We start from the raw sequence: 15,413 nt of genomic DNA on the forward strand, positions 1-15,413 counted from the left end.
GATGTCGATTCTCACCAAACTGGCACCGTCGTTCGTCAGGCGACGATACCTCGCCAAGTTCGTGATCTCGATCCTGACCGTCGTGCTCGTGATCGGAGCCGTCGGGGCGGTCAGCTACGCCGAGATCGACGAGACGGTACGAAGCGACGCGAACGCGCAACTGGAGTCGACCGCCGAGATGCAGGCCGGCGAGATCAGCAGCTGGATGGAGTCGCTGTCCGTCCAGACCCGCACGGCGTCGGCGTCGCCGATACTCGCCGAAGGCGACCCACAGGCGGTTCAGGGTCACCTCGTCGAGGAGCAGGCGCGGATGGGCGTCAACGTCCGGGCGATACACTACGTCGACACCGACTCGGGCGAGATCGTCACGAGTACGAACGCGGCCTACCGGGAGACGTCGTTCGACGACCTCGAGGAGCCGTGGGCCGACCGCGACTTCGACGAGGAGTTCGACCTCGACGAGGAGGTCTGGTACTCCGAGTCGGCCTACGAGTCGCCCACGCTCGGCGATCAGGTGATGGCGTTCGCCAGCCCGGTCACCGACCGCGACGACCGCGCCGTCGTCGTCATCGGCACGCTCGAGTACCAGATCGAACAGCTCCAGCAGGAGAACACGTCGGCGTCGACCGTCATCCTCGACGCGGACGGCACCGACGTCTTCCAGACCGGCGAGACGACGGTCGACGACGTCGACGAGGGCGCACTCGAAGCGGCGCTCGGCGGCCGGCTCACCCGGGTGAGAGGCGACGACGCCGTGCAGGCGTACGTCCCCGTCAGCAACACGCAGTGGGTCGCCGTGACGAGCGTCCCGACCGAACAGGCCTACGGCGTCGCGGCGAGCGTCGGGACGAACGTCCTCGTGATGGTGCTCGTGAGCCTCACCGCGCTCAGTCTCGTCGGCGTCGTCCTCGGCCGCCAGACGGTCAGTCCGCTGACGACGCTGCGCGACCGAGCGGCGGAGATAGAAGACGGGAACCTCGACGTCGACCTCGAGACGAACCGCATCGACGAGATCGGGCGGCTGTTCGAGGCCTTCGACAGCATGCGCAACTCCCTGCGCGCACGGATCAAGGAGGCCAACGAGGCCCGACGCGAGGCCGAGACCGAGCGCGAGCAGTCCGAGCGGATGACCCGCCACCTCGAGCAGAAAGCCGAGGAGTACCGCGGCGTCATGGAGGAGTGTGCCGACGGCGACCTCACCCGCCGGCTCGACCCCGAGAGCGAGAGCGAGGCGATGACCGACATCGCGCTGGCGTTCAACGAGATGGTCGACCAGCTAGAGGAGACCACCGACGAGGTCAAAGGCTTCGCGAACGAGGTCGCGACCGCCTCCGAGCAGGTGACCGCCAGCGCCGAGGAGGTCCGCGGCGCCTCACAGCAGGTCACCGAGTCGGTCCAGGAGATCTCAGACGGCGCCGAGCGCCAGAACGAGAACCTCCAGGCGGTCAACTCCGAGATGGGCGGGCTGTCGACGACGACCGAGCAGATCGCCGCCTCCTCGAACGACGTGGCCGACCTCGCCGAGCGGACCGCCGAGACCGGCCGACAGGGTCGCGAGGCCGCCCGCGAGGCCATCGAGGGCATGCGCGAGATCGAAGACGAGTCCGCCGAGGCCGTCGAGGCGATCGAGGCCCTCGAGGCCGAGATGGACCAGATCGACGAACTCGTCGAGTTCATCTCCGAGGTCGCCCGCGAGACGAACATGCTGGCGCTGAACGCCAACATCGAGGCCTCGCGCAGCGGCGGTGGCGGCGACGACGACAACGGCGACGGCTTCTCGGTCGTCGCAAGCGAGGTCAAGGAACTGGCAGAGGACACGAAGGAGACCGCCGAGGACATCGAGGAACGGCTCGAACGGATCGACGAGCGGACCGAGCGCACCGCGACCGAGGTCCAGCGGTCGGCCGAGCGCATCTCGACGCACGCCGACTCGGTGACGAGCGCGATGGAGGCGTTCGACGAGATCGCCGAGTACGCCGCCCAGACCAACGACGGCGTCCAGGAGATCTCGGCCGCCACCGAGGAGCAGGCCGCCGCGACCCAGGAGGTCGTCTCGATGGTCTCGACGGCGACGGACATCTCCGACCGGACCGCCGCCGAGGCCCAGAACGTCGCGGCCGCCGCCGAGGAGCAGACCTCCGCGCTCACCGAGGTCTCCCGGAGCGCGAGTTCGCTCGCCGACCGGGCGGTCTACCTCAGCGAGACCCTCGATCGGTTCGAGACCGACCGCGACGGCGCCGCGCCGGTCGACCCCGAGTTCGAGGACGACGTCTCGTTCGGGGACGAGGACGGTTCCTTCGAACGCGAAGGTGACGACATCTCCTTCGAGAGCGAGAGCGAGGGCGTCTCCGTCGAAGGGGACGACGAGGGAGACGAGGCCGACGAAGACGGCGACGCCGCCGCCGACGACGCCTCGACGACCGACGAGCCGTTCAGCTTCGGCGGCGTCGACGACGAGTAGCGAGTAGTCAACCGTCACCTACTTTTTCACCCTCTCCCTAGCCGTCGACAATGGAGCTTCTCGAGCGCCGACGGGCGCTGATCGAGGAGCGTCTCGTCGAGGTCGTCGACGACGTCGAACCCGGGACGCTCAGCGCGGAAGTTCGCCACGTCACCCTCTCGGGGGGCAAGCGAGTGCGGCCGACGGTGACGCTGCTGGCCTGCGAGACGGTCGGCGGCACCGCCGAGGACGCCGTCGACTTCGGCGTCGGGATCGAACTCGTCCACACCGCGTCGCTGGTGGTCGACGACATCATCGACCGCTCGGCCCTGCGGCGGGGGACGACGAGCGCCTGGGCCGAGTACGGCTACGGGCCGGCGATCGTCACCAGCGACGGCCTGCTGGGCGAGGCGTTCGCGCTCTTCTCGGCCGATCCGAACGCGACGCAGGTGGTCGCCGAGGCGATGGTCGAACTCGGCGTCGGCGAGGCGACCGAACTCGCCGCGAAACCCGAAACCGAAGACGAGTACATGACCCTCGCGCGCCGGAAGACGGGCGCGCTCTTTCGCGCCGCGGCCGAACTCGGCGCCATCGCCGCGGGGTCGGACGGCTTCACCGTCGAGGCCCTCGGCGAGTACGCCGAGCGCGTCGGCGTCGCCTTCCAGATCCGCGACGACGTGCTGGACGCCGTCGCCGACCCCGAGGCGCTGGGCAAGCCGACCGGCCACGACGCGGCCATGGAGCGGCCGTCGGTCGTCCAGGTGACGGACCTCACGCCCGCGGAGGCCAACGACCGCGCCCGCGCCGAGGCCGACCGCGCGATCGACGCGCTGGAGACGGTCGACGTCGTCGACGGCGAGGCCCGCGACTACCTCCTCGACCTCGCGGAGTTCGTCGTCGAGCGGGAACGTTAGGCGCGCTCGGCCCGCCGGGTGCCCTCGGAGTCCGAGAGGCGCGACTCGGCGATGGCGAACGCGAGCGTGCTCGCGATCCCGAGCAGCGTCCCCCCCGTCAGCGCGGTCGCGAGGTAGGGGACGCCGACCTCGTCGAGGAAGAAGGCGCTGACCGCGTGGAGGACGACCGCGATCGCGATCACGTAAAACGGCGCGTTGAGGTAGCGCCACTCGAGTCGGCCCGCGATGTACTCGTCGGTGATCTGGCCGAGGCTGGTGGTGATCCCCGCCGCGGCGAACCACCGGACGGAGCCGGACACCAGCGCCGAGAGCACCATCGGGATGCCGGGGTCGCCGGCGGTCGACTCCTGGAGCATCTCTAGCCTGTCGACGCCGCTCACCCCGCCGAGGATCAACAGCGCGGTCGCGACGACGTACGCGAGCAGGGTCATCCGACCGGCGTACAGCGAGTTGCGCGCGCGGTCGACGGCCCGGTCGAGGTGGTCGCCGAGACCGAGCCCCCGGGAGATGAGGTAGAGGCCGAGCAGCGCGGAGGTGGTCCCGAGCACCAGCCCCGGCAACTCGAGCAACGAACCGACCAGCGCGAGCGGGTAGATGAGCAGGACGATCCCGAGCGGGATGAGGATCGTCCCCCGGGTCTCGGGGTCGGCCAGCACCTGCTTGATCGTGTAGTACATCGACTCCAGGTTCTGGGCCTGCCGGACGACGACGCGGCGGACGCCGTCGATCGGCACCCGCGAGCGGATGATCGGGATCACCGACTCGTCCTGCGCGCCGTCGGTGACCACGAGCGCGGTGACGTCCTCGCCGGTCGAGAGGTTCGCGAGGACGGTGTCGACCTCGTCGCCGACCTCGCGGTTGGCGCCGACGTCGGCGCCCTCGTTGCCGGTGACGACCGCGACCTCGACGCTCTCGTCCCGGCTCTCGAGGTCGTCGTAGACGTGCAACCCCTGGAAGATGACGTTGACGTCGGAGTCCTCGGGATCGGCGGTCGCGAGCGCGACGGCCGCCTCCTCGACGGCCTCGCGGCCGATCACCGGCGTCGAGAAGCCGGTCTTGCGCCCGAGATCGTCGTCGAGGTCGACACACAGGACCAGCAGCATCGACCGGACGTTCGTTATCGCGGTATTTCCCTCTTCTGGGGAGGACGAAACGGGACGACCGGGGCCGGGACCGCCTTCGCGGGCCGTCGGGTCAGCGGCCGTGCTCGACCCCGCCGAGCAGCGTCGCGATCCGGTCCTCGCCGCCGGGTGGACGCGCCGGGTGGACGCCGGCGCAGACGACGTAATCCGCCCCACCCGATTCGTGCAGTTTTTGGCGTCCGGCCCACAATCGGTGGTACCGAATGATCTCGAAGGGCTGCGAGCAGTGTGCCAACGGCGGCAAGATGGTGCTGTTCGTCTACGGCTACTGCGACCAGCGCGACTGCTTTTACTGCCCGCTCGGCGAGACCCGCAAGAACGTCACCGACGTCTACGCCAACGAACGGCTCGTCGAGGGAGACGAGGACGTCCTCACCGAGGCTCGCCGGATGGACGCGCTCGGCACCTCGATCACCGGCGGCGAACCACAGGAGGCCCTCGACCGGACCTGTCACTACCTCTCCCTGCTGAAAGACGAGTTCGGCGAGGACCACCACACCCACCTCTACACCGGCATCACGGGCGGCCGCGAGAACATGCGCCGACTCGCCGAGGCCGGCCTCGACGAGATTCGCTTCCACCCGCCGCTGGAACAGTGGGGCGACCTCCACGGCACCGAGTGGGAGGAGATCCTCCACATCGCCCGCGAGGAGGGCCTGACGCCGGCGTTCGAGATTCCCGGCATCCGCGCCGAACCCGAGTTCCTCGACTTTCTCGACGAGGGCGCCGCCGACTTCTGTAACGTCAACGAGTTCGAGATGTCACAGGGCAACTACCGCCGGATGCAAGAGCAGGGCTTCGAACTCAAGGAGGGCCACATGAGCGCCGTCGAGGGCTCCCGCGAGGAGATTCTCGAGGTGATGGGCGACCACCCGAAGGTCTACTTCTGTACCTCCGTCTTCAAGGACGCCGCCCAGCACCGCCGTCGACTCAAGCGGATGGCCCGCAACGTCCGCCGGGAGTTCGACGACGTCACCGACGACGGCACCCTCGTCTACGGGAAGACCTACGCCGACCCCGGCCGATTCGAGGAACTCGGCGTCCCCGAGGAGTTCTACGCGGTCAAGACGAACCACGTCGAGGTGGCGTGGTGGCTCCTCGAGGAGATGATCGAGGAGGGCGACCTCGACGACGGCGAAATCGTCGAGCAGTACCCGACCTACGACGGGCAGGTCGTCGAGCGGACGCCGCTGGCGTAGCACCCGCGAACGAGCGACGCGAGTGAGCGGCCGTTTTGGTGGAGATTTTGCGAGAAGCGGTGAGCGAGCACCGCGAGCGAACCCGACGAGAAAAAGGTCCACGCGGCAGGTCGTCGAGCGGACGCCGCTGGCGTAGCACCCGCGAACGAGCGACGCGAGTGAGCGGCCGTTTTGGTGGAGATTTTGCGAGAAGCGGTGAGCGAGCACCGCGAGCGAACCCGACGAGAAAAAGGTCCACGCGGCAGGTCGTCGAGCGGACGCCGCTGGCGTGAACGAACGCGGCGGGCGAACCGCCACTCCGTTCGAGTCGAAATAACGAAAAATTATTCACGACCGTCCGAGTAGCCGGCCCCGATGCGTCGTATCGAACGTCGGACACGAACACTGGAGGGCGAGCGTGAGTCGCGCTGAGGTCGAGACGGTCGGGGAGGCGGCGTCCGTCTCGTTCGTCTGCGACGACTGCGGGCGGGTCCACAACCGGAACAACCCGCCGTGCAACGACTGCGGGTCGATGAACCTGTCCGCGGCCGAAAACGTCACCGACGAGGCCCGGGAGATCGACGAGCGGGAGTCCTGGCGGATCGTCCGCGACGCCAATCGCGGGATCACCGGACTGGGCGTGTTCGTCTCCCTCGTCGGTGCGGCGACGTTGCTCGCGGGCGCGGCGTTGCTGGTCGTCGGCGGGGTCGTCTACGATCGCCTGCTCGTCGGCGGCTGGGTCGTCGGCGCCACGCTGACCGTCGCCGGGACGCTGACGATTCCGGCCACCCGCCGGCGGATCGAGAACCGACTCGACGTCTACCTCTCCTCGCGGACGGTGCTGGTGCTCTATCTGGCGCTCGTCGGCGGCGGCATCGCGCTCGCGGTGTACCTGTAACGACCGGCGACGGACGAAACGGGAGTCGGCCGCTAGTCGATCTCCGTCAGGTCCACTTCCGGCAGCGTGATCAGGTTCTCGCGGCCGATCCGCAGTTTCTCGATCTGGCCGTCCTCGTCCATCTTCGAGAGCAACTGGGAGACCTTGGCGTTCGACCAGCCGGTCTCCTTGACGATCGCGGCCTGTTTCATGCGGCCGCCGTTCCGTCTGAGAAGCCGGTGGACGCGCTCCTCGTCGCTCAGCAGTTCGACATCGACCTCGTCCGGGGCGACCGACTCCGACTCGGCTTCGCGGTCCGAGTCGTCGGGCGCCGCGTCCGATTCGGCGTACGTCACCGTCGACGTCTCGTCGCCGTCGCCGCCGACTACGGGAACGTCGAACGGCCACTCGGAGGGGGAGCCGTACCTCGCGAAGAGGAATCCGACGCCCGCGACGGCGAGAATCGCGAACAGTCCCACCGCCGGCCCGCCCGGGACGAACCCGAGAGCGGCCGACAGCGCTGCCCACAGGGTAGCGGCGGGGTTCGCCCCTCGCAGGTAGACGATCTCGAGTTCGTTCTCGCCGAACTCGTGGGGGCCGTCCCAGACGAGCGCGCCGTCCTGTTGGTCGACCGGCGGGGCCGATTCGAACCCGTAGTTCGGCGGCGCCTCCACGATCAGGCGCTGGCCGTCGGCCAGCGCGGGGAACCAGGTCCCGCTCCCGTCCCCGGTCGCGAACGCGTCGCCGAAGTAGATGCGATTGTTGCTGACGGTAGCGAAGTCCGTCCAGCGGAAGGAGTACGAGACGACGCCGACCGCGGGCTCCGCTTCGACGTCGTCGACCTCGACCTCGTCTTCTTCGGGGTCGGCACCCGTGTCGCGGACGACGCGGGAGTCGTCCCACCCCGCGTCCTCGATCCGCATCTCTCTGCCGGTCGCTCGTTCCGCTTCGCTCACGAACCGTTCGAACGTCTCGGCGTCGTACCCGACTGACCGGTCGCCGGCGACGACGGCGTCGGCGTACTCGGTGAACGAATCGACGTCCGCGTCGGTCTCGAGCCGAAAGCGGGTCTCGACCGTCCAGTAGGCGTCGCCGTCGTCGGTGACGTTGATGCGGATCACCTGCCGAGGGTCGTCGGGTTCCAGCGCCGGCGGGTGGGTGTCGAGGGAGGGGTCGCGCGGCGGGGACTCGCCGGTCGCCGTCGAGGGGAGTGCGGACGACGGAACGGCCATCGCCCCCAGCGTAGCGGTGATGAGGAGGACCGTGAGGGCGAACGTGATGGCGGTGGGCAACCGCATGCGTATCAACGACTGGTTTCCCGGGGGAAAAAACCCTTTCCATCCGAAAATAAAACGTTACCGTCCGTTTTGAACGGTCTAAAGGGCTGTTAGACCCGGTTACGGGGTGTCAGACGACTGAAACCGACCGTCAGGCGTGCCGACCAGTTTTTGTACCTGGGATTCGAACACGCGTATCGAACATCGATGTCGACGAAGAACGCGGCCCCTGCCCTCCTCGCGTTACTTCTGTTCTGTTCGCTCCCGGCCACGACCGCCCTCGCGGCCGCCCCGGCGAACGGGCAAGTGACGAACGAAGGCGGCGTAACGGAGTCCGACGGGACGACCAATCGGCTCGTACTCGACGGGGATGTACGAAGCGAGTACGCCGAACCCGGTCTCGACCTCGGATCGTCGCTGTCCGCGGCGGACGACGAACTTCGGGTCGACCACGAACGGTTCGTCGTCGACCACGAGTTCGGCGCCCTCTCGACGGCCGAGCGGGAGGAACGGCTCGAGTCGGGGCTCGAACGGGTCGACGAGCGGATAACGGAACTCGAGGAGCGCGAACGGCGTGCCGTCGAGCGGCACGTGAACGGCGAAATTTCCGACGCCGTCCTGCTGCAGATCCTCGTCAGGAACCACAACGAGGCACGAGAGCTCTCGGCCGTCGTCGAGGAGCTAGCCGACCGGGCCAACGCGGTGAGCGGCTACTCGAATCGGGAGGAGGTCCGGGAGAAGAACCACAGACTCGCCCAGTATCGGACTCCGATACGCGCCCGGATCGATAGCGCAACGCGCGGGGATGCGAGCACCGACGCGGTCGTGCTGGTCGAGACGGAAGCGAACGGATACCGACTGGCGACGGTTGTCGGCTCCACCTACCTCTCGGAGACACACCGGTTCGACAACCGGAACGAGTCGAAGCCGGATCAGTTCAGCGGCCTCATGGAGGCGTCCGATTACACGGAAGACGTCTACCCGTGGGCCTACGAGACCGGGAGCGGGTCGAGTTTCGCGGCCCTGTTCTCGTACGAGATGTACAGGGTGCAGATCTCCCACGGGCAAGGGACTCTCGACGCACACATCGACGGCGGGACCCGTTCGGTGACGGACGAGGTACAGGAGCTCACGGTGAGCCAGATACCGTCGACGCCGGTCGACCGCACGTGGTCCGACGGCGGGCTCGAACTCGCGCTCAACGAGACGCCCGCGAACGGCCCCGTCGAGGTCACCGTCACGGACTCGGTGACGGGGTCGCCGGTCGACGCCACGGTCGCCGTCAACGGCACCGTCGTCGGCGAGACGGGCGACGACGGGACCCGCTGGATCGTGCCGCCGACCGGCGAGTACGAACTGACCGCCGAGACGAACGACGGGAGCGTGAACGCGACGGTGGCGGGCGGCTGACGGCCGCGTCGCCCGTCGGAGGTTTTAACTGCGATGCCGCGGCGAGAGCGTCGCGTGTCGCTCGGAGTCGAGTACCGGAGTGAGGGGCATCCGCGAGCGGTCGCCCCGCTGGTCGGCGTCGTCGCGCTGATCGCGGTCGTCGTCCTGCTGGCGGCCGTCGTCGCCGTCGGGGTGGGGTCGTTGCCGGTCGCCTCGGCCCCGGCGACCGCCGCGTTCGATCTGTCGGTCGACGCGGAGCGGTCGGTCGTCCTCGATCACGTCGCCGGCGACCCGGTCGACGTCGAGACGCTGTCGGTGACCGTGACGGTGGACGGCGACCCGCTCGCGCACCAGCCGCCGGTGCCGTTCGTCGGCGCGGAGGGGTTCGACGGCGCGCCGGGTGGGCCGTTCAACGCGGCGGCGAACTCGACGTGGACCGCGGGGGAGCGTGCGAGCCTGCGGCTGGCGGCGACGAACGAACCCGATATCGCGGCGGGCGATACGGTCGCCGTCACGCTCGCGACCGAGGAGGGGCCGCTGGCGCGACTCGAGGCGACGGCGAGGTGAACGGAGTCAGTCGGCGTTCGCGTCGCCGCCGGGGGCGCGGGCGACCGTCGTGATCGCGACGTCGGGTTCGTACGACGGGCCCATGAACTTGTGTCTGACCTCCTCGAAGCCGGCGGTCTTGAACATCCGGTCGGCCTCGTACTCGTCGTAGAAGAGCATGATCGCGTCGGCGAGTCGCTGCGTGATCGGGTTGTCGGGGTAGTTCGGCCCGACGACGAGCACCTGACCGCCGGGTTCGAGCACCCGGCGGAACTCCCGGAGCGCGAGGATCGGGTTCGGCCAGTACTCGATCGAGCCCGACGACCAGACGACGTCGAAGGTGTTCGAGGCGAACGGGAGCCGCTCGGCGTCCCCGCGGTGGAAGTGGACGGGGCCGCGCTTGCCGAACTTGGCGTAGGCCTGTTCGAGCTGGTGTTCGCTCTGGTCGATGGCGTAGACGGTGTCGACGTGTTCGAGCAGCCCCTCGGTGGCGAAGCCGGTGCCGCAGCCGACGTCGAGGACCATCTCGGCGTCGTCGAACTCGAGCATCGAGAGGGCGTCGGCGCGCATCTCCTCGTTCCAGACGAAGGGGTTGATCCGGTCGTAGACCTTCGAGAGGTACTTGTAGAACAGCCGGGCCCGGGCCTTGTTCTCGAGGATTCCCATCGTTCGAGAGGTTCGGCCGAGCGACAATATGTCTGGTGTTTGGCGCCGCGGCGCGACGTCCGGACGGGCGCGATTTCGGCCGCGTACCCGCATTCGGTTTCGCAACTACCATATACGCGCTTGAGCAAGGATCGGTTGCTTAGAGTATGCCGAGGCCAGAGGTTCTCGAACGACTCCAGTCGGCGGAGGAGGAGGCCGACACGATCGTCGCAACGGCAGAAGACGACCGCGACGAGCGGATCGCCGAGGCCAGAGAGCGGGCCGAGGAGATCCGCTCGGAGGCGGAACGGGAAGCGCGGGATCTCAAGGAGCGCCGCCTCGAGGAGGCGCGCGAGGAGATCGACGCCGAGTGTGAGCGCGTCCTCCGCGAGGGCGAACAGGAGCGCGAGGCGCTCGCCGAGCGCGCCCGGGACCGGGTCGAAGAGGCGGTCGACCACGTGGTGTCCCTGTTCGAGGAGGACGTGCATGCTCAGACCTGAGCGGATGAGCAAGGTCTCGGTGACGGGATCGAAGGCCGTCATGGCCGACGTCATCGGGGCCGTCCACGAACTCAACCGCCTCCACCTCTCGGACTACGACGGCACCTGGCAGGGCTTCGACAACGGCGACCCGATCTCGGGCGCCGAGGAGGCCTCCGAGAAGCTGGTGACCGTCCGGGCGCTGGAGAGTACGCTCGACGTTGACGACGACGATGTCGAGCCCGACTCCGGTCGCCTCGAAGACGGCTGGGAGGAGCGCCTCGAGGAGGTCAGGACCCGCGTCAACGACCTCGACGACGAGCGAAGCGAGGTCCGCGAGCGGCTCCGACGCGTCGAAGAGCGGATCGACCGCGTCGCGCCGTTCGCCGAACTCGGGATCGACCTCGACCTCCTGTCGGGGTACGAGAGCGTCGACGTCGTCGTCGGCGAGGGCGACCTCGCGGAGATCGAAGCGGCCCTCGAAGCCGCAGACGAGATCCGTGCCTACGAGACGTTCACCGGCGACTCCGAGAGCGACGTCGTCGCCATCGTCGCGGCGCCGGCCGACGACGCGGACGTCGACGCCGGAGAGAGCGTCGTCGACGACGCCCTCGTCGGTATCGAGTTCGCCAGCCACGACATCCCCGAGACCGACCGGAGCCCGGACGCGTACGTCCGGGAACTCACGGAGGAGCGCCGCGACCTCGAGGCGACTCTCGAGGAGGTGGACACCGAGATCGAACGCATCAGGAACGACGAGGCCGGCTTCCTGCTGCGCGCCGAGGAGGCGTTGACCATCGAGGTCCAGCGCGCGGAGGCGCCGCTGCAGTTCGCGACCACCCCGCGGGCGTTCGTCGCCGAAGGGTGGATCCCGACGGCGGAGTACGACCGGCTCGTCGCGACGCTCAGCGACGCCGTCGGCGACAGCGTCGAGGTAGAGGAACTCGAACGGGCCGACTACGACCGCCACGGCGCGCCCACCCACACCGAGGACGTCCAGCAGGGCGGCCCGGCGGCGGCCGAGGACGAGGAGGCCGACCGCGAGCCCCAGAAGGCCGCCACCGACGGCGGTGAGGCGAGCGGCGCGGACCGATCCTCGTCGGAGGCACGCGCCGACGGCGGCGTCGTCACGATGGACGACACGCCGCCGACGGTCCAGAGCAACCCCTCGCCGGCCAAGCCGTTCGAGGTGCTCGTCAAGGCCGTCTCGGCGCCGAAGTACGGCGAACTCGACCCGACGATCTTCCTGTTCCTGACGTTCCCGGCGTTCTTCGGGTTCATGATCGGCGACGTCGGCTACGGGATCCTCTACGTGGCCATCGGCTACTACATGTACTCGCGGTTCGAGAGCACCGGGGTCACCGCCCTCGGCGGCATCGGGATGTGGGCCGGCGGGTTCACGATCCTCTTTGGCCTGCTGTACGGCGAGATCTTCGGGCTGCACGAACTCGGCGAGATCGTCTGGGGCGGCCACCCGCCGATGGAGAAGGGGCTCTCGCCCGCGACGGTCGACTACGCCTACGCCTGGCTGATCGCCAGCGTGGTCGTCGGCATAGTCCACCTCAACGTCGGCTACGTGCTCGACTTCGTCGAGAACGTGAGCCACGGGCTCACGGACGCGATCTTCCACAGCGGCTCGTGGATCCTGATGATCAACGGGCTGTGGATCTGGATCTTCTCGGCCCACGGCGAGAGCCAGAAGCCCGAGTTCCTGTTCACCGCGTTCGACGGCCAGCCGTACGACCTCGGCTTCGCCGGCTTCCCGGAGATGGCGCTGGTTACCATCCCCGGCGTCGGCACGCTGACGCTCCCGCTGCTCGTCTTCCTCGTCGGGCTCGTAATGTTGGGCATCAGCGACGCGCCCGAACTGGCCGAGGCGCTGTCGGTGCTCGTCAACGCCCTCTCGTACACCCGGATGGCGGCGGTGTTGCTGGCGAAGGCCGGAATGGCCCTCGTCGTCAACCTGCTGTTCTTCGGGATGTACGAGGACCCCGACGGCGAGTGGCACTTCCTGACCGACCACGACCCGAGCTACGTCGCCGAACACTACGGCGACGCGGCGGACCTCGTCTTCCCGGGGCTCATGCACGAAGGGGTCGCCGGCCTGCTCGGCGGCATCGTGATCCTGGTGCTGGGGCACCTCTTGGTGCTCGCGCTCGGCGTCACGAGCGCCGGTCTACAGGCCGTGCGTCTGGAGTACGTCGAGTTCTTTGGGAAGTTTTATGATGGCGGTGGCAGGAACTACGAACCGTTCGGATACGATCGAAACCACAGTGAGGACTGAATAAAATGTTCGAATTCACACCTGAACTCGCGGATGTTGTACTGCAAGCTGAAGGCGGCCCGATGCTGACCGAAAACGGTGCGGCGGCGATCGCCGTCGGTCTCGCCGCCCTCGCGGCGGGGTACGCCGAGCGAGGTATCGGCGCGGCGGCCGTCGGCGCGATCGCCGAGGACGACGACATGTTCGTTCCGGGGCTGATCCTGACGGTCCTTCCGGAGACCCTCGTGATCCTGGCCCTGGTCGTCGTCTTCCTGGTCGGATAACCTCCCCCTTCTCTCACCAATGAGTCTGGACACAGTCGTTGAAGACATTCGGGAAGAGGCCCGCGCGCGTGCGGAGGAAATCCGCGACGAGGGCGAAGCCCGCGCCGAGGAGATCACCTCGGCAGCGGAGGCCGACGCCGAGGAGATCCGCGAACAGGCCGAACGCGAGGCCGAACGCGAGATCGAGCAGCTGCGTGAACAGCGTCTCTCCAGCGCGAAGCTGGAGGCGAAACAGAAGCGCCTGGAGGCCCGCCGCGACGTCCTCGGGGAGGTCCGCGAGCGCGTCGAGGAGGAACTCGCCTCGCTCCCGGACGACACCCGCGAGGAGCTGACCCGCGAACTGCTCGACGCCGCGAGCGTCGAGTTCGAGGAGGGCAACGACGTGAAGGTGTACGGTCGGGCTGACGACCGGGAGCTGATCGAGTCGATCCTCGAAGACTACGACGGCTACGAGTACGCCGGCGAGTACGACTGCCTCGGCGGCGTCGTCGTCGAGGGCGAGGGCTCGCGGCTGCGGGTCAACAACACGTTCGACTCGATGCTCGAGGACGTCTGGGAGGACAACCTCCGGGAGATCAGCGACCGACTCTTCGAGCAATGAGCACTGGTTCCTCGAATCCGGAGTACGTGAACGCCCGCGTCAGGGCGCGTCGAGCCGTGTTGTTCGACGACGAGGACTATCGGAAGCTGATCCGGATGGGGCCGAGCGAGATCGCGCGGTTCATGGAGGAGACCGAGTACGAGCGCGAGATCAACGCACTCGGTACGCGCTTTTCCGGCGTCGACCTGATCGAGTACGCGCTGAACCGCAACCTCGCGAAGCACTTCCACGACCTGCTCGACTGGTCCGAGGGGCGCACGTACGACCTCGTCGCCCGGTACCTCCGGAAGTTCGACGTCTGGAACGTCAAAACCGCCATCCGCGGCATCTACACCGACACGCCGGCCGACGAGATCCGCCCGGACCTCATCCGCGCGGGCGAACTCGAAGACGCGACGCTCGAACGCATCGTCGAGGCCGACTCGATCGAGGACGTCGTCGAACTGCTGCGGGGAACGATCTTCTACGAGCCGCTCTCGGAGGCGTACGAGCGCTACGAGGAGACCGACGTGCTCGTGCCCCTCGAGAACGCGCTCGACCGCACGTTCTACGAGCACCTGCTCGACGACCTCGGCCGCCCCCAGGAGGGCCCCGGGGCGATGTACGTCGAGTTCCTCGAAGCCGAGATCGACTTCCGCAACGCGCGAAACGCCCTGCGGCTCGCGCGAAGCGGCGCGGACCTCGACCCCGCGGAGTACTACATCGAGGGCGGCGTGCTGTTCAGCCGGTCGGAGCTGCGCCGGCTCGTCAGCGATTACGACGCGCTGGTCTCGCACATCGCCGACAGTCGCCGGTACGGCGACCGGCTGTCCGAGGCCCTCTCGTGGCTGCGCGAAGCTGACAGCCTTATCCAGTTCGAGCACGCACTAGACGCTGCGTTGCTCGAGTACTCCGACCGACTCTCGAGCATCTACCCGGTCTCGATCTCGGCCGTGCTCTCGTACATCCTCGCGAAGGAACGCGAGGTCGAGAACATCCGTGCGATCGCCCGCGGTCGCGAGGTCGGGCTCGCCGAGAACGAGATCGAAGAGGAGCTGGTGATCCTATGAGCCAGGAGATAGCCGTCGTCGGCAGCCCGGAGTTCACGACCGGCTTCCGACTCGCAGGCGTCAGGCGATTCGAGGACGTTCCGGACGCGGAGAAAGACGAGTCGCTCGACGACGCCGTCGCGACCGTCATGGAGGACGAGGACGTCGGGATCGTCGTCATGCACGACGACGACCTCGAGTACCTCTCGCGGAACGTCCGGAACGAAGTGGAGACGAGCGTCGAACCGGTCGTCGTCACCATCGGGAGCGGTACGGGTGGTGGCGGGCTTCGTGAACAGATCAAGCGCGCCATCGGCATCGACCTGATGGACGACAACAACGAGTGAAAC

General features: G+C 68.1%; 15 protein-coding genes. 12 read left to right on the forward strand and 3 right to left on the reverse strand.

Features of this window, described 5'->3' with window-relative positions:
• The first annotated feature begins 1 nt into the window (after nt 1).
• Both NKG98_RS10570 and NKG98_RS10575 read left to right on the forward strand, forming a co-directional pair.
• Nucleotides 2-2,461 (forward strand): methyl-accepting chemotaxis protein, encoded by a 2,460-nt coding sequence (locus NKG98_RS10570; RefSeq protein WP_254765888.1) that lies wholly within the window; start codon nt 2-4, stop codon nt 2,459-2,461.
• Between the two features lie 50 nt (nt 2,462-2,511).
• Nucleotides 2,512-3,354, forward strand: a complete 843-nt coding sequence (locus NKG98_RS10575) for a polyprenyl synthetase family protein (protein ID WP_254765889.1) — start codon at nt 2,512-2,514, stop codon at nt 3,352-3,354.
• Here the strand turns inward: NKG98_RS10575 and NKG98_RS10580 are convergent.
• Nucleotides 3,351-4,457 (reverse strand): DUF373 family protein, encoded by a 1,107-nt coding sequence (locus NKG98_RS10580; RefSeq protein WP_254765890.1) that lies wholly within the window; start codon nt 4,455-4,457, stop codon nt 3,351-3,353. The genes NKG98_RS10575 and NKG98_RS10580 overlap by 4 nt on opposite strands.
• A gap of 242 nt (nt 4,458-4,699) precedes the next feature.
• On the opposite strand from NKG98_RS10580, the gene NKG98_RS10585 reads away from it, so the two are divergent.
• On the forward strand, nt 4,700-5,695 hold the full coding sequence (locus NKG98_RS10585; protein ID WP_254765891.1) for a radical SAM protein: 996 nt from the start codon (nt 4,700-4,702) through the stop codon (nt 5,693-5,695).
• Nucleotides 5,696-6,092: 397 nt separating this feature from the next.
• Nucleotides 6,093-6,572, forward strand: coding sequence for a hypothetical protein (locus NKG98_RS10590; protein WP_254765892.1), 480 nt, complete (start codon nt 6,093-6,095; stop codon nt 6,570-6,572).
• A gap of 32 nt (nt 6,573-6,604) precedes the next feature.
• Here the strand turns inward: NKG98_RS10590 and NKG98_RS10595 are convergent, their stop codons facing one another.
• A complete protein-coding gene (locus NKG98_RS10595) occupies nt 6,605-7,849 on the reverse strand; it encodes a helix-turn-helix transcriptional regulator (RefSeq protein WP_254765893.1) in 1,245 nt (414 codons plus the stop codon).
• A 186-nt stretch (nt 7,850-8,035) separates the two neighbouring features.
• Here NKG98_RS10595 and NKG98_RS10600 point away from each other — a divergent pair, with 186 nt between their 5' ends.
• Together NKG98_RS10600 and NKG98_RS10605 are read left to right on the forward strand one after the other, a co-directional pair.
• Nucleotides 8,036-9,238: a DUF7096 domain-containing protein gene (locus tag NKG98_RS10600; protein ID WP_254765894.1), complete on the forward strand. Its 1,203-nt coding sequence runs from the start codon at nt 8,036-8,038 to the stop codon at nt 9,236-9,238.
• 33 nt (nt 9,239-9,271) lie between these two features.
• Nucleotides 9,272-9,784: a type IV pilin domain-containing protein gene (locus NKG98_RS10605; protein ID WP_425504332.1), complete on the forward strand. Its 513-nt coding sequence runs from the start codon at nt 9,272-9,274 to the stop codon at nt 9,782-9,784.
• 6 nt (nt 9,785-9,790) lie between these two features.
• On the opposite strand, the gene NKG98_RS10610 is transcribed toward NKG98_RS10605, so the two are convergent.
• A complete protein-coding gene (locus NKG98_RS10610) occupies nt 9,791-10,429 on the reverse strand; it encodes a methyltransferase domain-containing protein (RefSeq protein ID WP_254765896.1) in 639 nt (212 codons plus the stop codon).
• Between the two features lie 146 nt (nt 10,430-10,575).
• On the opposite strand from NKG98_RS10610, the gene ahaH reads away from it, so the two are divergent.
• From ahaH to NKG98_RS10640, 6 genes are read left to right on the forward strand one after another with little or no spacing between them, the layout of a single operon-like run.
• Nucleotides 10,576-10,908, forward strand: coding sequence for an ATP synthase archaeal subunit H (gene ahaH, locus NKG98_RS10615; protein WP_254765897.1), 333 nt, complete (start codon nt 10,576-10,578; stop codon nt 10,906-10,908).
• Nucleotides 10,895-13,171 (forward strand): V-type ATP synthase subunit I, encoded by a 2,277-nt coding sequence (locus tag NKG98_RS10620; RefSeq protein ID WP_254765898.1) that lies wholly within the window; start codon nt 10,895-10,897, stop codon nt 13,169-13,171. Before ahaH ends, NKG98_RS10620 begins: the two co-directional genes overlap by 14 nt.
• Before the next feature lie 5 nt (nt 13,172-13,176).
• Entirely contained in the window at nt 13,177-13,434 is a 258-nt protein-coding gene (locus NKG98_RS10625; protein WP_254765899.1) for a hypothetical protein, read from the forward strand.
• Nucleotides 13,435-13,453: 19 nt separating this feature from the next.
• Nucleotides 13,454-14,035: a V-type ATP synthase subunit E gene (locus tag NKG98_RS10630; RefSeq protein WP_254765900.1), complete on the forward strand. Its 582-nt coding sequence runs from the start codon at nt 13,454-13,456 to the stop codon at nt 14,033-14,035.
• A complete protein-coding gene (locus tag NKG98_RS10635; RefSeq protein ID WP_254765901.1) occupies nt 14,032-15,084 on the forward strand; it encodes a V-type ATP synthase subunit C in 1,053 nt (350 codons plus the stop codon). Before NKG98_RS10630 ends, NKG98_RS10635 begins: the two co-directional genes overlap by 4 nt.
• Nucleotides 15,081-15,410, forward strand: a complete 330-nt coding sequence (locus tag NKG98_RS10640; RefSeq protein ID WP_254765902.1) for a V-type ATP synthase subunit F — start codon at nt 15,081-15,083, stop codon at nt 15,408-15,410. The genes NKG98_RS10635 and NKG98_RS10640 overlap by 4 nt, the downstream gene beginning before the upstream one ends.
• Nucleotides 15,411-15,413: the final 3 nt, after the last annotated feature.

The sequence above is a fragment of the Salinilacihabitans rarus genome (assembly GCF_024296665.1).
Lineage (GTDB): Archaea > Halobacteriota > Halobacteria > Halobacteriales > Natrialbaceae > Salinilacihabitans > Salinilacihabitans rarus.